This is a genomic window from Limnochorda sp. L945t (genome assembly GCF_035593305.1).
GTDB lineage: Bacteria > Bacillota > Limnochordia > Limnochordales > Geochordaceae > Carboxydichorda > Carboxydichorda subterranea.
In genome coordinates, this window is the sequence record NZ_CP141615.1 from 1,322,153 (window position 1) to 1,340,136 (window position 17,984).

16 protein-coding genes are annotated in these 17,984 nt (G+C 70.8%); 2 read left to right on the forward strand and 14 right to left on the reverse strand.

From position 1 onward, the window contains the following. Positions 1-89: 89 nt before the first annotated feature. From murC to sigG, 11 genes are all read right to left on the reverse strand, one after another. Positions 90-1,487, reverse strand: coding sequence for a UDP-N-acetylmuramate--L-alanine ligase (gene murC, locus U7230_RS06260; RefSeq protein ID WP_324717874.1), 1,398 nt, complete (start codon positions 1,485-1,487; stop codon positions 90-92). Positions 1,488-1,538: 51 nt separating this feature from the next. Further along, a complete protein-coding gene (spoIIP, locus tag U7230_RS06265) occupies positions 1,539-2,423 on the reverse strand; it encodes a stage II sporulation protein P (protein WP_324717875.1) in 885 nt (294 codons plus the stop codon). A 65-nt stretch (positions 2,424-2,488) separates the two neighbouring features. Continuing rightward, on the reverse strand, positions 2,489-5,188 hold the full coding sequence (locus U7230_RS06270) for a UPF0182 family membrane protein (RefSeq protein ID WP_324717876.1): 2,700 nt from the start codon (positions 5,186-5,188) through the stop codon (positions 2,489-2,491). After that, a complete protein-coding gene (gene hslO / locus U7230_RS06275) occupies positions 5,185-6,165 on the reverse strand; it encodes an Hsp33 family molecular chaperone HslO (protein WP_324717877.1) in 981 nt (326 codons plus the stop codon). Before hslO ends, U7230_RS06270 begins: the two co-directional genes overlap by 4 nt. Beyond that, positions 6,162-7,178, reverse strand: coding sequence for a helix-turn-helix domain-containing protein (locus tag U7230_RS06280; RefSeq protein WP_324718198.1), 1,017 nt, complete (start codon positions 7,176-7,178; stop codon positions 6,162-6,164). Before U7230_RS06280 ends, hslO begins: the two co-directional genes overlap by 4 nt. A 58-nt stretch (positions 7,179-7,236) precedes the next feature. Continuing rightward, on the reverse strand, positions 7,237-9,561 hold the full coding sequence (locus U7230_RS06285) for an FtsK/SpoIIIE family DNA translocase (RefSeq protein WP_324717878.1): 2,325 nt from the start codon (positions 9,559-9,561) through the stop codon (positions 7,237-7,239). 4 nt (positions 9,562-9,565) lie between these two features. Beyond that, entirely contained in the window at positions 9,566-10,363 is a 798-nt protein-coding gene (locus U7230_RS06290) for a purine nucleoside phosphorylase YfiH/LACC1 family protein (protein ID WP_324717879.1), read from the reverse strand. Then, positions 10,360-10,854, reverse strand: a complete 495-nt coding sequence (gene nrdR, locus U7230_RS06295; protein ID WP_324717880.1) for a transcriptional regulator NrdR — start codon at positions 10,852-10,854, stop codon at positions 10,360-10,362. Before nrdR ends, U7230_RS06290 begins: the two co-directional genes overlap by 4 nt. A gap of 39 nt (positions 10,855-10,893) precedes the next feature. Then, positions 10,894-11,244, reverse strand: a complete 351-nt coding sequence (locus tag U7230_RS06300; protein ID WP_324717881.1) for a YlmC/YmxH family sporulation protein — start codon at positions 11,242-11,244, stop codon at positions 10,894-10,896. Positions 11,245-11,276: 32 nt separating this feature from the next. Then, a complete protein-coding gene (locus U7230_RS06305; RefSeq protein WP_324717882.1) occupies positions 11,277-12,056 on the reverse strand; it encodes a stage II sporulation protein R in 780 nt (259 codons plus the stop codon). 5 nt (positions 12,057-12,061) lie between these two features. After that, positions 12,062-12,841 (reverse strand): RNA polymerase sporulation sigma factor SigG, encoded by a 780-nt coding sequence (gene sigG / locus U7230_RS06310; RefSeq protein WP_324717883.1) that lies wholly within the window; start codon positions 12,839-12,841, stop codon positions 12,062-12,064. Between the two features lie 115 nt (positions 12,842-12,956). On the opposite strand from sigG, the gene U7230_RS06315 reads away from it, so the two are divergent. Both U7230_RS06315 and sigE read left to right on the forward strand, forming a co-directional pair. Beyond that, the gene (locus tag U7230_RS06315) at positions 12,957-13,898 is read left to right on the forward strand and encodes a sigma-E processing peptidase SpoIIGA (RefSeq protein ID WP_324717884.1); all 942 of its coding nucleotides are present in this window, start codon (positions 12,957-12,959) and stop codon (positions 13,896-13,898) included. Between the two features lie 85 nt (positions 13,899-13,983). Further along, entirely contained in the window at positions 13,984-14,679 is a 696-nt protein-coding gene (gene sigE / locus U7230_RS06320) for an RNA polymerase sporulation sigma factor SigE (RefSeq protein ID WP_324718199.1), read from the forward strand. A 58-nt stretch (positions 14,680-14,737) separates the two neighbouring features. Here sigE and ftsZ read toward each other — a convergent pair whose 3' ends face one another. The 3 genes from ftsZ to murA are packed head-to-tail and all read right to left on the reverse strand — an operon-like array spanning position 14,738 to position 17,964. After that, on the reverse strand, positions 14,738-15,850 hold the full coding sequence (gene ftsZ / locus U7230_RS06325) for a cell division protein FtsZ (RefSeq protein WP_324717885.1): 1,113 nt from the start codon (positions 15,848-15,850) through the stop codon (positions 14,738-14,740). A 54-nt stretch (positions 15,851-15,904) separates the two neighbouring features. Further along, positions 15,905-16,696: a cell division protein FtsQ/DivIB gene (locus U7230_RS06330; RefSeq protein ID WP_324717886.1), complete on the reverse strand. Its 792-nt coding sequence runs from the start codon at positions 16,694-16,696 to the stop codon at positions 15,905-15,907. Further along, positions 16,693-17,964, reverse strand: a complete 1,272-nt coding sequence (gene murA, locus U7230_RS06335) for a UDP-N-acetylglucosamine 1-carboxyvinyltransferase (protein ID WP_324717887.1) — start codon at positions 17,962-17,964, stop codon at positions 16,693-16,695. Before murA ends, U7230_RS06330 begins: the two co-directional genes overlap by 4 nt. Positions 17,965-17,984: the final 20 nt, after the last annotated feature.

The following is a 17,984-nucleotide window of genomic DNA, read 5'->3' on the forward strand; positions in this document are numbered from 1 at the left end:
TTGCAGGCCCCCCTGGGTTGCCCGGTCTACCAGCGTCCGGTACCATGCCGGATCTCGCGGTACCCAGATGGCGCCCTTCATTGGCGGGCCTAGTTTGCCCGCGCCTTCACCCGTTCTGCCAGCCGGTGCGCCAGGGACGTCACGTTCCCCGCTCCCATGACGAGGATCAGGGTGCCGGGCTCCGCCTGGGAGAGCGCGCACCGGTATGCCTCGTCGAGGGTCGGGCAGAAAAAGGCGTGCTCCGTCCGGTCCCGCCACGCCGGCCGGTCCAGCAGGCGGTCGAACAGCGCCCTTCCCCCGACTCCCGGAATGACCTCCTCGGGGGTGGGGGCGTAGATTTCGGTCAGGATGACCGTGTCGGCACCGTCGAACGCTGCCGCCAGGTCGTCCATCAGCGACGCCGTGCGGTGGTAACGGTGGGGCTGGAAGACGGCCACCACCCGGCGGCCGTACCCCTCCTTGGCGGCCGCCAGCGTCGCCGCGATCTCCGTGGGATGGTGCGCGTAATCGTCGACGACCATCACGCCGGCGGTATCGGCCAGCACCTCGAAACGCCGCCGCGCGCCGGAGAAGCCGGCCATGGAGGAGGCCGCTCGTGGCGCGTCGATCCCGGCAAGGCGAGCGACGGCGAGGGCGGCCAGGGCGTTGCAGACGTTGTGGCGCCCCGGTATCGACAGCTGCACCTCGGCGACGGGCTTGCCCCGGTAAAGGGCAACGAAGCGGGCCGTGCGTGCCTCGAGGTGGATGTCCGAGGCCTGCCAGTCGGCCCGGGCGTGCAGGGCGAAGGTGACCAGGCGCCGGGCCTCCGGAGCGGTGGCGGCCGTCTCCCGGAGGATGGCGTTGTCGGTGCCCAGCACCCAGGTGCCCTCGGGCCGGACCCGGTCGAGAAAGGCGCGGTAGGCCGCGATCAGATCCTGGAAGCGCCCGTGGTAGTTTTCCAGGTGGTCCGGCTCGACGTTGGTGACCACCCCGATCGTGGGTTCGAAGTGCAGGAACGAGCGGTCACTCTCGTCTGCTTCCACCACGGCCCACTCGCCGCGCCCCCACCGGGCACCCGACGGCGATCCCGGCATGGCGAAACCGATGGCGCCTAGCGGGTCGAGGCCCGCCGACGCCAGCACGTGCACCAGCAAGCCCGTCAAGGTCGTCTTCCCGTGCGCCCCGGCTACGGCCACCAGGTGCCGGGCATTGACCAGCCCGGCGAGGGCCTCGGCCCGGTGCTGCACCGCGATGCCCCGCCGCTCCGCCTCCAGCCTCTCCGGGTGGCGGCCCGGGATGGCGCTCGAGACGACCAGGACGTCCACGCCGGAAAGGTGGGCAGGATCGTGCCCCTCGGCAACGGCGATGCCTGTCGCCCGCAGGCGTTCCGTGGTCTCGCTGCGCCGGGCATCACATCCGCTGACCGTCTCGCCCTCTGCCTTGAGCAACTCGGCCAGGGTGCTCATGCCGGTGCCGCCAATCCCCATCAGGTGATAGTGCCGGGTCATCGCGTACCTCCCTGGGAGCCGGGCTCTCACGTTCGTGCCTGCGGCTGCCGGCTACGGTTGCTGTCGCACATCGGGCGCCCCGGGAACGCCGGGCTGGGCCTGGGCTTCCGGACGGCCAGAGCCCTGGGGCGTGCCTTGCCGCCACCCCGTCGCCTGCTCCTCGAACAGGCGGGACAAAGCCTCGCCCAGCATGCGGGCGCCCGCCCTCGCCTCGTCCAGCGTGTTGTCCCTGTAGTCGCCGATGAAGACCGTCAGGCTGTTGGGGTGCACGTGCCCGTTGAGAGCGGTGTGTTGCACCTTGATCCCTCTCGAAACACCCGGATACAGGTCGTTGAGCTTCGCTCGCAGGGCCTCGGCGAAGGCAAGGTTCTGGTCGGCATAGGGATTCGAAACGTCCCCGACGACCAGCAGGATCTTGGCGACCTTCTGCCCGTCGATCTCCGCGGTCGTGTAGCCGTCGGGGTAGTCCGAGGGCAGAGCGTCACGATGGACGTCCAATACCGCGGCCACGTCCGGGTTGGAGCGCAAGAGCTCGTTGACCGTGTTGAGCGCATGGACGAACGCTTCGCTGTAGTTGGGGTAATCGTGGACGTTGCGATCGTGGATGGCTCGCACTCCTCTTTGCTCCAGCACCGCCGCCAGCTCGTCCCCCACCGTCACCACGCCGCCGGGCTTGCCCCGCTCGTGGGTGGCGGCGGGCTGGTAATTCTCCGTCGTGTGGGCGTGATAGATCAACACCGCCGGGGTGCTGCCCACCTGCGGCTGGCCCTGCCGCTGGGCCTGCGGCGGTCTGGCCGGAGAAGGCGCCTGCCCTCGTTCTCCCGGAATCAGCCCGAGGAACCGGCCTCCGACCACTGCGACCACCAGCAGCGCCACCAGAACGAACAAAAGCCCGGGTCCTCCGACCCGTTCGGTCTTTCCGTGTGTGGCCGCCACCACCACCGACCCCCTTCGGCCGCACTATATGGGGCCGGTGGTCGTCCTATGACAAGCCTCCGGATCTACGTCCCGCCCGCCACTTCCTTCAGCAGCGTTTCCACTTGTTGCATGGCCTTGCCGAACCCTTCCCAGTCCCCCGCTTCCAGTCGCCGGCGCGCCTGTTGGAGCGCGTCGAGCGCCTCTCGCAGCCGGGCGTTTTGGGCGGCCTGCGGGCCCGTGGGGGAAGCGGCGGGCGGCAGAGCGGCCGCGGTCGCAGGCGGCGCCGGCGCCTGAGCCCCCGTGGCGATGGCGAGCGCGCTCATCAGGTCGGGCGCCATCACGAGCTGCGCGCTCGTCGCCAGCACGACCCGGCGCAGCTCGGGCAGCTGGCTTTGTTCCGATACGAGGAACAACGGCTTGACGTAGAGTACGGTGCCCCGGACCGGCACGACGATGAGGTTTCCCCGCAGAACGCGCGAGCCCCGCTGCCCCCACAGCGTGAGTTCCCGGGAGATGTCGGGATCCTGGTTGATGCGGGCCTCGATTTGCATGGGTCCGTAGGTGAGACGCTGCTTGGGGAAGCGGAAGACCTGGAGCTGCCCGTAGTGGGGCGGGTCGGAGCGGCCGACCATCCAGGCCGTCATGTTTTGCTTGTCTTGGGCGGTGAACGGGTACAAGAGGGCGAACTCCGGGCCGTCTCCCAGGTCGACCATGGCGTAGTACGGCTGCATCACGACCTCTTGCTCCCCGTGGATCTCCCGGGGAAAGTCCCAGCGGTCCTCCTGGTTGTAGAAGAGCCCGGGGTTGACCATGTGGTAGACGGCGTAGACGGCCGCCTGCAGCCAGAAGAGGTCTTCGGGGTAGCGCCAGTGGGCCCGCACGTCCTCGGGCACCGCCGACGCGGGTTCCAGGAAGCCGCCGAACAGGTCGGAAAGAGCCGAAGCCAGGGGTTCGCTCTCGTCGACCTGATAGAAGTGGACGGTCCCGTCGTAGGCGTCCAGAGTGACCTTGACCGAGTTGCGGGCGTAGTTGCCCCACCCGGCCATGGGCCGGGCGTAGGGGAAGCGGTCGGTCGTGGTGTAGGCGTCGACCATCCACAGCACGTGCCCGTCCCGGGTGACGATGGGATACGGGTCGCGGTCGTAGCGCAGGAAGGGCATGAGCCGCTGGAGCCGCTCCATCACCGTCCGGTACATCAGGACACGGCTCCTGGCGCTCACCTCCGGAGACAACAACAGCTCGGTACTGCCGAATCGGGCTGCGAAGAGCAGCCGGTTCCACAACGTCAGCGCAATGCCGTCCTTCCCCTCGTAGCGATGGAAGACGTTCTGGTCTCCCGAGGGGTAGTCGAACTCGGGGGTGCGGCCCTGGACCACGATCCAGTCCGCCGCCATCTCCCCGAAGTAGATCTGGGGGCGTGTCACCCGGGGCCATCCGTCTTGCGACCGGGGCGGGATGTCGGCGACCGTGAGGCGGGGCATCCCCTGGCCGCTCACCTCGGAGGCCGGGCTCATGACGAGGCCGTAGCCGTGGGTGTACTGGAGCTTGCGATTGATCCAGCTGGGGTTTTGCAGCCGCTGCGCGTTGAGCTCGCGCACCGAGAGCATCACCTGGCGGATGCGGTCGCCCACCCGGTACCGGTCCACGTCCACCTCGACGAAGTCGTAGTAGGGGCGAAACTCCTGGAGCTGGCTGTATGCCCGCCCGAGCGGCCGCCAATCCCACAGCCGGATCTCCTGGAGCAAAGGACGCGCGGCCTGCACGTCCGTCGCTTCGATGGCATCCTTGGGGTCAAAGGCGACCTCCCGCACCCCGTCGAGGCCGTAAGCCTTGCGGGTCATCGCGATGTGGTGGCGCAGGAACGGCTCTTCCCGGACCAGCTCGTTGGGCCGCACCACGAACCGCTGCACGAGCCCTGCCCCCGCCTCACCCGCCACGGCTACGGCGAGCGTCACGATGGCCGCTCCCGCCGCATATCGCCCCCACGGCCGCCAGGCGGCCGCTGCGGTCAGCACGGCCGTCACGCCGGCGAGCGCCGTCACGATGACCCGGAGCGGGAGCCGCACGTGCACGTCGGTGAAGGTGGGCCCGTAAATGACCCCGCCCGGGGAAAAGAGCAGGTCGAACCGTCCGAGCCACGTCTCGACGGCCCAGATGGCCGCCAGCAGCGCCAGCAGCAGGAAGACGTGCCGGCGAGGGCGCCCCCACAGGGCCTGTCCGCTCCCCCGGCGCCAGGCGAGCAAGCCCGCGGCCGTATAGACGAACAGGATCATCCCCAGGGAAAGGACGAGCGCCCCCGTGACCAGGGAGAGCACGATCCGGTAAAACGGCAAGCTGAAGACGTAAAAGCCCGCGTCCTGCCCCAGCACCGGATCGACCACGCCGAAGGGGCGGCGGTGGAAAAACAACCCCACCTCCATCCACCGGGAAGAGACCCCCAGGCCCAGCAGCACCGCCAGGCCGAACACCGCCAGGGAGGCGAAGCGTCGTAACAGGCGCCAGGCTCCGGCCAGGCGAGAGGAGGGGAGCTCGTCCCACCGGAGGTAAGCCCTCGCCAGCGCCGGCCGGGCCAGAGAGAAGTTGAGCCACAACACGGCGAGGGCCACGAGCGTGGACCCCGCGAAGACCGCGCAGCGCCAGGTCCACGGCGTCACGAACAGCGCGGTGCGCCCCAGGCTGCCGAACCACATCCAGTCGGTCAGGGTGCGGGCAAACGCCAGGGCGGCGACGACCAGCGCCACCAGCAAGAGGGCGAGGCGGAGGAGAAGGTTACGGACCATCATGAGGGGGATGCTCCTGTTCCTTTGACGACCCGAAGGCGCGGCCCCGCCGCGCGGGCGGCGAGTTGACGGATGCGCTCCGCGGAGAACAGGTAGCGGCGACCGCAAAACCGGCATCGCAGCTCGACGGGATCCTGCTCGCGGGCGATGTCGAGCAGCTCCTTGGGGCCCAGCGCCACCAACCCGGCCTCGAACCGGCCGCGGCTACACGAGCAGTGGAAGGCGACCGGCTGTTCGGCCAGGATGCGGGGCCGCCAGGGGGCGAGCAGCTCCTCGAGGAGGGCGGCCGGGCTTTCTTGCGCGCCCTTCCCCAGGGCATCGATCGCCCGGCTGACCTGCGGGGCCTGCTTCAGGCGCGCTTCGAGCTCTCCGAGCAAGTCGGGGGAAGCGCCCGGTAGCGGTGTGATCATCCACCCGCCCGCCGCCCGGATCCGCGTGTCGGGCTCGACCAGGACCCCCAGCGCCACCGCCGCGGGCGTCTGCTCGGAATGGGCCAGGTAGTGTGCCACGTCCTCGGCGATCTCGCCCGTCACCAGGGGCACCGCTCCCCGATACGGCTCGCGCAGCCCCAGGTCCCGGATGACGTACAACGACCCTTTGCCGATCGCCCGCGCCACGTCGAGCTTGCCCGCCCCGTTGAGGGGCAGGTGCACCAGGGGATCGCCCACGTAGCCGCGCACGGTGAGCCGGGCATCGGCTTGCGCCACGACATGGCGAATGGGGCCGTCCCCCACGATCTGGAGCATGACGCGCTCACGCCCCTTGAGGGACGAGGCCATCAGCACGGCCGCCGTCATCAGCCGCCCCAGGGCGGCCGCCGCCGTCGGCATCAGGCGGTGGCGCACGCGGGCTCTCTCTACGACTCGGGTCGTCACGCAGGCGGCGGCGCGGATCTGCCCGTCGGCCGCCACCATGCGCACGAGCCGGCCTTGAGAGGCCGGACGGGTGCCCCCCGGGAGTTCCTCCTGCGCCTTCGTCAAGGCTGGGACGCCTCCTGCCCTGGCGGCGTACCGGCGCGGGGAACGGCACTCGCCTGCCCGCGCCTCGGCACCATCGCGGGCGTGAAGTGGCGGGTGACGACTCCGCTCGGGAGCACTTCGGGGCGGCCGTTGACCAGGAGCCGTACCCCTGCGGCATTGCCGAGCCGGATGGTGATCCCCTTGTCGGCCCGCCAGGTCAAGCGCTCCCCTGGCTCGGCCGTCCTGTAGAACTGGCGGGCACCGTCCACGTACACTTCCATCCAACACCGCTCCTGCACGATCGCCACCACTTCCAGCGCAGCCGCCTGCGGTGGGGCGGGGGCCACGGCCGGCAGGTCCGGCGCCCCGCCCTGGACCGGCAACGGCCCGCCCGGTGCCACCAGGCTCGTCCCGGGGACCGGGGCGGCGCCGGACGCAGCAAGGCCTGGCGTCGTCGCCATCGCGTCGGAAGCGCTCTGCTCGGAAGCGCCCTGCGGGGAGAACGAGCCCTCCGGGCCCGCCGGCTGCGCCTGCGATGCCGCAGCAGGGGTGGAACTGCCCGCCGTCACGCCGGGCTGGTCGTACGGCCCGCCCACGCTTCGAGAGAGCAGCCACGCTCCGGCCAGCGCCACCAGGATGACCATCCCGGCTCCCGTCGCCACGGCCCGAACGCGGCGCTGGGGCTCCAGCGACTCGAGGAGCGGGTCTTTCGACCACCATGCCACCGTGCGACGAGGCAGCGAAGGCGTCCGAACGCGCCGGGCCACCCCCGCGCTCCGCTCGTACGCATCGAGGAGAGGGGCAGGGTCCACCCCGACCGCGTGGGCGTACAACTTGATGAACCCTCGCGCGTACGTCGGGCCGGGGAGCTGGTCCCACCGGCCTTCTTCGATGGCCTGCAGCAGCCGCACCCGGACGTGAGTCCGGGCCTCTACCTCCTCCAGGCTCATCCCCAGCGCCTCCCGGGCCTCCCGCAGTACCTGACCCGGAGGAGTCGGGGATTCGCCCTGCGGCGCGCTTTCGCCTCGATACACTGTCAATGCCGGGCCCTCCAGTCGCTCATGCTTCGAGATGCTCGGCAGGGTCGTGCCGTCATGCCGGCTGATCGCGCCGCCGGTACGCCGGGAGCACCTCCCGGGGCTTGCTTCCCTGGTACGGCCCTACGACCCCGCGCCGCTCCATCATGTCGACCAGGCGCGCCGCCCGGGCGTAGCCGATGCGGAAGCGCCGCTGCAGCATGGAGACGGAGGCCTGTCCCGCCTCCGTGACCAGCTTGACCGCCTCGTCGTACAGCGGGTCGTCGTCGTCCGCCGTGCCGGCCTTCTCGTCCTCCGGCTCCTCGAAGACGTCGACCTGGTACTGGGGCGGCCCTTGCTCCTTCCAAAACCGGACCACCTGCTCGATCTCCTTTTCGGTCACCAGACACCCCTGGGCGCGGATCGGCTTGGGCTCGCCGAGAGGATGGTACAGCATGTCGCCGCGCCCGAGCAGGCGCTCGGCGCCTCCCGCGTCCAGGATGGTGCGGGAGTCGACCTGGGACGAGACTGCGAACGCCAGGCGCGAAGGGATGTTGGCCTTGATGAGCCCGGTGATGACGTCGGTCGAAGGGCGCTGGGTCGCAATCACCAGGTGGATGCCCGCCGCGCGGGCCATCTGGGCCAGGCGGCAGATGCTGTCCTCGACGTCGGCCGCCGCCACCAGCATGAGGTCGGCCAGCTCGTCGATGACCACCACGACGTACGGCATGGGCTGGGCCACTTTCCCCTCGGCGGCCATCTGGTTGTACAGGCCGAGGTGGCGCGCCCCGGCCTTGGCCATCTCCTGGTAGCGGGCCTCCATCTCGCGCACCGCCCATCGCAGGGCGGAAGCCGCCTGGCGCACCTCGGTGACCACCGGCGCCAGGAGGTGGGGGATCCCCTCGTATACCGTCAGCTCGACCCGCTTGGGGTCGATGAGCAGCAGCCGCAATTGGTCCGGCGTCAGGCGGAACAACAAGCTCATGATGATCGACGCAAGGCAGACGCTCTTGCCCGACCCCGTGGCTCCGGCAATCAGAAGGTGGATGACCCGCTCCAGGTCTCCCACCAGCGGCTCCCCGGCCACGTCCTTGCCCAAGGCCAGCGTCAGCGGGCGCTCGGAGCGGGCGAAGGCGGCCGACTCCAGCACCTCCCGGAGGGTGACCGTCTCCACGGAAGCGTTGGGCACCTCGATGCCGATGACCGGCTTGCCCGGCACCGGCGCCTCGATCCGTACGCCGGTGGTGGCCAGGGCCAGGGCCAGATCGTCGGCCAGGTTGACCACCCGGCTGATCTTGATGCCCGGCGCGAGCGCCATCTCGTAGCGCGTGACGACGGGGCCGCGAGTGTGGCTGACCACCCTGGCCTCGATGCCGAAGTTGGCCAGGGTCTGCTCGAGCAGATGGCTGCGGGCCACGATCTCCTGCTGATCTTGCGGGCGCCGCCGTGCCGGCACCTTCGAGAGGAGGGCGGAGGGCGGCAGGCGCCAGTTGCCCCGCGCTCCTCCCGTCACCGGGACGGTCACGGGAGCCTTCGAGCTCTGGCCTTCCTGGCTATCGCCGGCACGCTCCTTGCCCCACCGCGGCAAGGCGAGCCGCTCGGAGAGAGAAAGGGCCGGCCTGGTCTCCCGAGGCTGCAACGAAGCCAGAGCCACGCCGCCTCCGTCCTCCTCCGGCGGGCCCGAAGGCGGGCCCGCCGCAGCTGCCGCCTGCCATGCAGCCTGTGCGACCTCCCCCGCCCTCCCCCCCGCGTGCTCCCCCTGCCCCCCCGCAGGAGCCATCCCGGGTCCGCGGCCTGCCGGAGGCGCAGAGATTCCAGAGGGCGGCCGCCAGCGGCCGGCCAGAGCACGGCCCGCCCGCACGATCCCCCGGCCCGCTCGGCCTACGGTCCACGCTGCCCCGCGGGCGGCACCCCGGACCGGCACCTCCAGGATCCGGGAGGGCCCCACGTGGAAGACGAGGGCGGCCGCCACTACCAGCAGCGCCACCGCCACCAGGTAGGTGCCGTTCACTCCCACCGCCTGGGTGAGCCACGTGACCATGGCTCGTCCCACGAGTCCCCCCGCCCGGGCAGGGCCGGAAGCCCCGGCTACCTCGATGCCTTGCGCCCAGCGTCGGACCCACGGGATCAGCTCCACCAAGACCGTCACGGCCGATGCGCCGGCCAACCAGCCCACCAGGCTCACCCACGCCCGCACTCCCTCGGGCTGGCGAGCCAGTTGCCAGCCCAAGACGAGCGCCAGGGTCAACACGGCCACCGACGCCACCCCGAAGGCTTTCCACAGGCTCCCGGCCACGTAGGCGCCGGCTTCGCCGGCCTGTCCCCAGAAAAGGGCGAGCGCCGCCCAGACCGCGGCGAGCATGATCAGAAAGCCCGCCACTTCGGCTTGCCAGCGCTTCATGCGGCTATCCCTCCAGGATGCCGATGATCCCCGCCATCCGGCCGGTCCGGGGACCATCCCGCCGGTACGAGTAAAACAGCTCGGGGTGGCACGCCGTGCAGCGCCCGTCCAGCCCGCACCGCTCGGGCGGCACGCCCGAGCGGATCAGGGCCGCCCGCACCGCCTCGGGCACGTCGAGGAAGAGCGACTCGCCCTCGCGGCGCACCCATCCCGTGTCGTCCTGCGGCCCGTCGCCTGCCACGGCCCGCCCCACCGCCCGGATGACCTCGCCGCCAACCCGATAGCAGCAAGCCCGGATGGCAGGGCCGACGCGGGCTTGCAGCTGCTCCGGGCTGCACGACGCAGCCTCGCAGGCAGCCCGCACCGCGGCTTGCACCACGCCGGCCGCCAGGCCTCTCCACCCCGCGTGGGCCGCCACCGCCGCCTTTCCCGACGGCTCCCACAGCAGCACCGGGGCACAGTCGGCGACCAGCACGGCGGCGGCCTGGCCCGGCCGGGTGATCACGAGGATGTCCCCCGTACCGGCATCGCTCCAGCGGTCGGGGCTCGCCGGTCGACCGCCCGGGCTCCCTCGCTCGGGACCCCTCGAGCTCGTGACCCGGACCACGTCCCTCCCGTGCACCTGACGGGCCGTGTGAACCGGCAGGTCCTCCGGCCAGCCCACCAACCGCGCGGCCCGGCGGCGGTTCTGTTGCACCCGCCCGGGATCATCGCCCGTGGACCACGACAGGTTGAGCGAGCGGAACGGCCCTTCGCTCACGCCCCCGTTGCGGTCGGTGAACCCTCGCACGACGGCCCTCACCGGCAGGTGCCGCCCTGCTCAGAAACGCCGGGCCGCCGTCCGAGCAGGCCCTCCACTTCGGCCACGAAGCCGCTCACGTCCTTGAACTCCCGGTAGACGGAGGCGAAGCGCACGTACGCCACCGCGTCGAGCCGGCGCAGTTCGTCCATGACCCGCTCCCCGATGGCGGCCGACGGGACCTCGCCGGCCCCCCCGAACTGCTGGCGCACCGCCCGTTCGACCCTGCCCACCAGGTCTTCGACCTGGTCCATCCGGATGGGTCGCTTCTCGCATGCCTTGAGGACGCCCGCCAGGATCTTGGCGCGCGAAAAGACCTCTCGCCGGCCGTCTTTCTTGACGACCAGCAGCGGAGGCTCCTCCAGGCGCTCGTACGTCGTGAATCGCCGCCCGCACCCGGGGCACTCCCGCCGCCTGCGAACCGCTGCCCCTTCCTCGGTCAGCCGTGAATCCACGACGCGGGTGTCCGGCTCACCACAATACGGGCATTTCAAACGAGCTCGGCTCCCCGGGAGTCATCTTATCACAGGTGGCTAGGACGAACCCGAGGCGCCCGCATGGGGAGTGATACTGCTGGGCAGGTCGACGAGGATGACGTCGACGCCGATGCGCACGATGTCCTGCCAGGGGATCTCGACGTCCCGCTCCCTGGCCCGGAACCACCCGCCGCGGCCGCCCGCAGGCAGGATGAGGGAGCGGATGCGGCCGGTCTCCACGTCCACGTCGAGATCGTAAAGGTTCCCGAGCTTGCGGCCGTCGGCGATGTTGATGACGTCCTTGGACCGAAGCTCCGAGGCGCGAAGCTGCACCTCGCGGCCCCCCTGTACCCGGCCGCCGGCGCTCTCCGCCGGACCCTCGTCGCCGGCCGCCGGAGCCTCTACCACCTTCTATCTTATGGGCGAACGGTGTCGTTATCTCATCCGAGCCAGCGCCACGGCAACAGGCGTACCCACCACGGCTCTTGCCGCTCCGGGGACTTCAGCCGGGAGGACGCGCCCGGCCCGGAAGCCGTCCCGGAGCCACCCGAGACGAGCGGGCCCGGTCCGGGCGCCGTCGCAGGAGCCGCCAGCGCGCCGGGCCCGGCGTCTTGCGACGCCTCGGGCGAAGCGGACGAGCCGGGAGCCGCCTTCGCCGTCCCCGCCTCTTCGCCCTCGGGACGGCCCACCGGACACAGCGACGGGAAGACGACGCACCACCAGTTGTGACCTCGCCCCTCTCCCACCACGACCAGCAACGCCGGGTACCACCCGGCCGGATGGCGGGAGCGGGAGTACGGGTCGATGGTCTCGCCGAACAGGAACCGGCCGGCCTCCACCCGCACCGGGCGCAGGGCGTATCCTCCCCGGACGAGCGCCCGCCGGGCCGTCGCCACGATGCCGTCCCGGTGGCGGTAGAGGTACGACACGAAGGCGTCCGGCCGCGCCGTGAGCCGGTCGGTGGGCTGTCCCGTGGCCGCCCACGCGCCGTACAGCCCGGCGATCTGATCGCGGACCGCCCGGAAGATCGCCATCTTGGCCTCCTGGTCGACCGGGTCATCGCTGTGGGCGATGACGTGCAGCCGTACGATGGATGGAGCCGGGGGCACGCCGCTCCCCCAGCCCGAGCTCTCGCCCCGGGCCCCGGGAGCGGAGAGCAGGATCAGGATCCACGCCACGGCGACGACGCAGGCAAGGCGGCGAAGCTCACGCGTCCGCATGCTCCTCATCCCGCCATGTGCCGCCGCAGCTGCTTGAGCGCGGCCTTCTCCAGCCGTGAGACCTGGGCCTGGGAGATCCCGATGGCCTCGGCCACTTCCATCTGCGTTCGGCCGTCGAAGAAGCGCATCTTCAGGATGCGCTGCTCCCTCGGCCCGAGGCGGTGGATGGCCTCCCGGATGGAAATACTCTCCAACCAGCCGCCGTCGGGGTCCGGATCGTCGCTCACCTGGTCCATGACGAAGATGGGGTCCCCGCCGTCGTGGTAGATGGGCTCGAAGAGAGAGACGGGTTCCTGGATGGCATCCAGGGCCGCGACGACTTCCTCCCGGGGTACGTCGAGCGCCTCGGCGATTTGCGCGACCGTCGGTTCTCGCGAATACTTGCTGGTGAGCGCGTCCCGGACCTGGAGCGCCTTATAGGCAATATCCCGCAGCGATCGACTCACCCGGATCGGGTTGTTGTCGCGCAGGTACCGCCGGATCTCGCCCACGATCATCGGCACCGCGTACGTCGAGAACTTCACGTTTTGTGTCAGATCGAAGTTGTCAATGGCCTTCATCAGCCCGATGCAGCCGACCTGGAAGAGGTCGTCCACGTACTCGCCGCGGCTGTTGAAGCGCTGGATGACGCTGAGCACCAGCCGCAGGTTGCCCTGGATCAGCTCCTCCCGGGCCGACGGATCTCCGCGGCGCATGCGGTAGAGCAGCTCCCGCATGCGGGTGTTGGAGAGGACGGGAAGCTTGGCGGTGTTGACCCCACAGATCTCGACCTTGGTACTCTGCACCGAACGCCCACCTCTGATGCAGCTTCCGTGCATCTGCGAGTATGGCCGGGATGGCATGAAGCTATTCCGGCGCGCATAGAGGTAGCCAGGAGCCGGGCACCGGAGGGGGCCGCGCATGGTACCAGGTCTCGTCGCCTGGACCGTCGTCGATTTCCTGTTCGACTGGGCGTTGTTGTGGGCCACCGCTCAATTGCGGGCCACGCCGGTCCCGCCGGGGAGACTGGCGGCGGCGGCGTGGACAGGCGCCATCCTGTTCGCGCTCCTCCCGGATCGCTCGGGCCCGCTCGTGACGGCGACGGCAGCCGTGGCCGTCTCCGTGGTGATGGCGGCCCTGGCTTTCCAGCCCCGGGCACCGCGGAGCCTCGTCGCGATCACCGGCACGGTGTGGGCAGTGGCGTTCGTGGCCGCCGGTGCCGGGCTCGCGGCCCAGAGCATCGCGGGGCTACCGGGGCGGCCGGCTTGCGCGGGCGCGGCGGTCTCGATGGCTGCTCTGTGGGCCACCGCCCGTTGGGGGCACCGGCGCCTTTCCACCCTGGGCGTGGAGCGTTCCCTGCGGGTGACGGTGCGGGTGCGCTTCGGCGACCGGTGGATGCTGGCCGAGGGGTTCGTCGACACGGGCAACCGCCTCAAGGAGCCGGTGACGGGTCTCCCGGTCATCCTGGTCGGGCCCGAGGTCATGGCGGCCGCGGTCGGCGACGACGGGTGGTGGACGGAGACGATCGCCCGCGACGCGTGGGCCCTGGCTCAACGCCTGCCTTCCATCGCCCCCGGGTGGGCCAAACGGTTCCGGTTGGTCCCGTTCGAAGGGGTGGGGATCCGCCACGGGGTGCTCGCCGCTTTCCGGGCCGACGAAGCGAGGCTGGAGCGCCCCGCGCAGCCGCCCGTGGAGGTAGGCCCGACCGTGGTGGCCGTCTCGCCGGCACCGCTCCGCTCCGGCGAGGTCCAGGCGCTGGTGCCGCCCGAAATCCTGGCCGCCGCCAGGGCCGCCCGGGATCCGGTCGTGCAGGCCCGGATGCCAGACGAGGGAGGTATGGTGGGTGTCAAAGTTGGAGCCTGAGCAGCCGCTCGTTGGCCGGCGAGCAGAGTTTCCGAGGTGGGCGCGGCTTGCCGCGCTGGCCCGCCGGCTCGTGGTCGCCCTGCGCATGGCATGGCTGCGCGCCCGCCTGCGGGGCCTGGCCGACCTGGTCGGGTACGTGGGCACCGGTTCGGGCGAGGTGCTCCCACCGCCCCTCACTTCCGAACAAGAGGCGGGCCTCATCCACCAGCTGGCTCTGGGCGACTTCACCGCCCGCACGCCGCTCATCGAGCACAACTTGCGGCTGGTGGTCTACATCGCCCGCAAGTTCGAAAACACGGGGATCGGCACGGAAGACCTGGTCTCGATCGGCACCATCGGCCTCATCAAGGCGGTCCAGACCTTCGATCCGACCCGGCGCATCAAACTGGCGACCTACGCCTCCCGCTGCATCGAGAATGAGATCCTGATGTTCCTGCGCCGCAACGCCAAGACCCGCTCCGAGGTCTCCCTCGACGAGCCGCTCAACACCGACTGGGAGGGCAACGAGCTGCTCCTCTCGGACATCCTGGGCACCGAGAGTGACGTGGTGCGCCACCTCGAGGACCGGGTCGAAAAGGACTTGCTCTATACCGCCATGCACCGCCTCAGCGGGCGGGAGCGGCGCATCATGGAGCTCCGCTTCGGCCTGCTCGACGGCGAGGAGCGCACGCAAAAGCAGGTCGCCGACCTGCTGGGCATCTCCCAGTCCTACATCTCCCGGCTCGAAAAGCGCATCCTGCGCAAGCTGCGCCGGGAAATCCACCAGATGGCGACCTGCTAGCGCTCGCCGGGCCCGATCCGCCGCCGTGCCGCCGGGGCTGCCGTCACGGTACGGGGAGTCAGCGACGCCTCAAGAAGGGCGGGATCTCCAGGTCGTCGTGGACGAGCGGGCGGATGTCCCCCGTCCCCCGGCCAGGCTGCCGGTCCTGACCACCGGCCCGAGCGCCCTGGGGCTGCTGCGCCGCCTGGGGCGCCGGCCGGTGGTCGTCGCGGGGCTGCCCCGTGAAGCCCGTGGCGATCACGGTCACCCGCACCTCGTCGTTGAGCGACTCGTCGATGACCGCGCCGAAGATGATGTTGGCCTCCGGATCGGCCGCCTCGGCCACGGTCTGCGCCGCCTCGTTGACCTCGAAGAGGCCCAGGTTGGAGCTGCCCGTGATGTTGAGCAGCACCCCTTTGGCCCCCTGGATGCTGGCCTCGAGCAGCGGGCTCGAGATGGCCGCCCGAGCGGCCTTCACCGCGCGGTCCTCCGAGCCGCCCGCCCGGCCGATGCCCATCAGCGCCGAGCCGGCACTGGACATGATCGTCCGCACGTCGGCGAAATCCAGGTTGATGAGCCCCGGCACGGTGATGAGGTCGGAGATCCCCTGCACCCCCTGGCGCAGCACGTCGTCGGCCAGCCGGAAGGCGTCGAGCACCGAGGTCTTCTTGTCGATGACCTGCAGCAGCCGGTCGTTGGGGATCACGATGAGGGTATCCACCTTGCCGCGCAAATTGGCGATCCCCTCCTCGGCCTGGCGCATCCTGCGGCGTCCCTCGAAGGAAAACGGCCGGGTCACCACCGCCACGGTGAGCGCCATGACCTCCTTGGCCACCTCGGCCACCACCGGAGCCCCGCCCGTGCCGGTCCCGCCCCCCATCCCCGCCGTGATGAAGACCATGTCGGCGCCCATCAGCGCCTCCCGGATCTGGTCGCGGCTCTCCTCGGCCGCCTTTTGCCCGATCTCCGGGAGCGAACCGGCGCCGAGCCCCTTGGTCAGCTTCTCGCCGATCTGGATCTTGCGGGGGGCGTTGGACAGCGCCAGCGCCTGGGCGTCCGTGTTGATGGCGATGAACTCTACCCCGCGAAGCTCAGCCTCGATCATGCGGTTGACCGCATTGGAACCACCGCCGCCGACGCCGATGACCTTGATGTTGGCGTAAGGACCCGCATCCAGGTCGAACTCCACCATCGATGAACCGCCCCCAAACCTCCCACCGTCGGCCCGCTCTTCGCCGATACTTCCTCAGAGCCCGGACGCATCCTTTGCGGGTGCAGGTCCGTGGCTCGTTGCCCGACTCCAGGTGACCCGGTCGCCGTTGCGCATGTCGGCCTGGAAAGGCATGTCGCCCGGGCCCAGCCGCTGCAACAGGGCCGAGAGCAGCGTCAAACGCCGCAGGTCGTCGGGCGAGAGCGCGCTCCCCTGACCGTCGCCCGCCACTCCCCACTCCACGCTGCTCCCGTCCGTCAACAACAGCCTCCACTCCCCGCGCTCGGCGTCCAGGTGCAGCTCGGACAGGCGGCCTCCCAACAGCGGGAGCAGCCGATCGGCCAACTCCGCTCCCAGGGCCACGGCCTGGGGCGCCGGCTCGAGCGGCTCCGGCACGGCGCCCGGTTGCCAGGCCCCGGTGATGACCGGAAGCTCCCTCGACGTCCCGGCCGGCGGGGGGCCCAGCACTCTGCCCTGCTTGTCCACTTCGACGATGGACTGCCCGGTCGCGACGTACGCCACGGGGCCCCGGGGGATCACGCGCACCTCCAGCACCGACGGAAGGTGCCGGACGAGCCGGGCGCTTGCGATGCGCGGCTCCATGGCCACCGCGCGATCGATCTCCCGCTGCTGCACGTCGAGCACGTTACGCCCCTGGCCCCACCGCAGGCGGGCGACCAGCCGGTCCCCTACCTCCGCCCCGGCGCCGCTGACCGTCACCCGGCTCACCGAAAAGAGCGGAGAAGCGGCGGCGCCGTAAACCCCCAGCGCGGCCACCAGGGCCACTCCGGCCACGCTGGCCGGCGCGCGCAGGCTCGGTCTCGTCATGCCTGGCTCACCCGCCTGACCCGGGCGCCTGCTTGCGCCAGTTTCTCGACCAACCGCTCGTACCCCCGCTCCAGGTGATGGACGCCGCCGACGAAGCTCTGGCCCTCGGCCGCCAGGGCGGCCAGCACCAGCGCGGCCCCTCCGCGAAGGTCGGGAGCCTCGACGTCTGCCCCGCTCAGCCGGGACGGCCCTCGCACGACGGCGACCCGGCCGTCCACCGCGATGTCTGCTCCCATTCTCCACAACTCCTGGACGAAACGGAACCGCCTCGAGTAGATTTCCTCCCGCACCACGCTCGTCCCACGAGCCGTTACCATCAGCGCCACCCACTGCGGCTGCACGTCCGTCGGAAAGCCCGGATAGGGTTGGGTGCGCACGGAGACGGCCGAAAGCGCCCGCCCCTGCGCCGACACCTCGAGCCCTTCCTCGACGCGCTCCACCTCCACCCCTGCCGAACGAAGCCTGGCGATGACCGCGGCCAGGTGATCCGCCCTCGCGCCCGTGAGGCGCAGGTGCCCCCGGGTGATGGCGGCCGCCAGGAGCCAGGTGGCCGCCTCGATCCGGTCCGGCATCAGGCTCCACTCGCAACCGTGCAAGCCGTCCTCCGTTCCCTCGACCCGGATGGCGGAGCTCCCCGCCCCCTGCACCCTCGCCCCCATCGCCTGGAGGAAGCTCTGGAGCTCCACCACCTCGGGCTCTCGCGCCGCATTGTGGATGACGGTGACCCCCCTGGCCCTCACGGCCGCCATCATCAGGTTTTCCGTGGCCCCGACCGATGGGAAGTCCAGCACGATGTCCGTGCCGCTCAGGTGCCGGGCGGTCAGTTCGATGAAGCCGCCCTCCTGCCGCACTTCGGCGCCCAGGCTCTGCAGCCCGTGCAGGTGCAGGTCGAGCGGGCGTTCCCCGATGTCGCAGCCTCCGGGCTGTGCCATGCGGATTCGTCCCGATCGGGCCGCTACCGGTCCGAGCAGCTGGACGGACGCCCGCATGGTCCGGACGAGCTCGTCCGGGGGTTGCTCGGCCAACGGGTCGCTCGCTTGCAGGGCCAGCGTACCCGGCCCTGTCCACTCGACCTTCACGCCGAGGCCGGACAGCACGCGCATCATGGTGCGGACGTCGGCGATGTCGGGTACGTCGCGGATGACGCAGCGCTCGGATGTGAGCAGCGTCGCCGCCATCAGCTTGAGCGCCGCGTTCTTGGCGCCGGAGACGGTGATCTCGCCGGAGAGAGGCGCGCCCCCCCGGATCAGCAGACCATTACGCTCCACCGGATGGTTCCCCCTATGAC

What these genes read in the sequence shown, in the direction of transcription:
- murC (WP_324717874.1), bottom strand. Translation starts at nt 1,487, where the DNA reads ATGACCCGGCACTATCACCTGATGGGGATTGGCGGCACCGGCATGAGC.
- U7230_RS06270 (WP_324717876.1), bottom strand. Translation starts at nt 5,188, where the DNA reads ATGATGGTCCGTAACCTTCTCCTCCGCCTCGCCCTCTTGCTGGTGGCG.
- U7230_RS06285 (WP_324717878.1), bottom strand. Translation starts at nt 9,561, where the DNA reads ATGAAGCGCTGGCAAGCCGAAGTGGCGGGCTTTCTGATCATGCTCGCC.
- U7230_RS06305 (WP_324717882.1), bottom strand. Translation starts at nt 12,056, where the DNA reads ATGCGGACGCGTGAGCTTCGCCGCCTTGCCTGCGTCGTCGCCGTGGCG.
- U7230_RS06315 (WP_324717884.1), top strand. Translation starts at nt 12,957, where the DNA reads ATGGTACCAGGTCTCGTCGCCTGGACCGTCGTCGATTTCCTGTTCGAC.
- sigE (WP_324718199.1), top strand. Translation starts at nt 13,984, where the DNA reads ATGGCATGGCTGCGCGCCCGCCTGCGGGGCCTGGCCGACCTGGTCGGG.
- ftsZ (WP_324717885.1), bottom strand. Translation starts at nt 15,850, where the DNA reads ATGGTGGAGTTCGACCTGGATGCGGGTCCTTACGCCAACATCAAGGTC.
- U7230_RS06330 (WP_324717886.1), bottom strand. Translation starts at nt 16,696, where the DNA reads ATGACGAGACCGAGCCTGCGCGCGCCGGCCAGCGTGGCCGGAGTGGCC.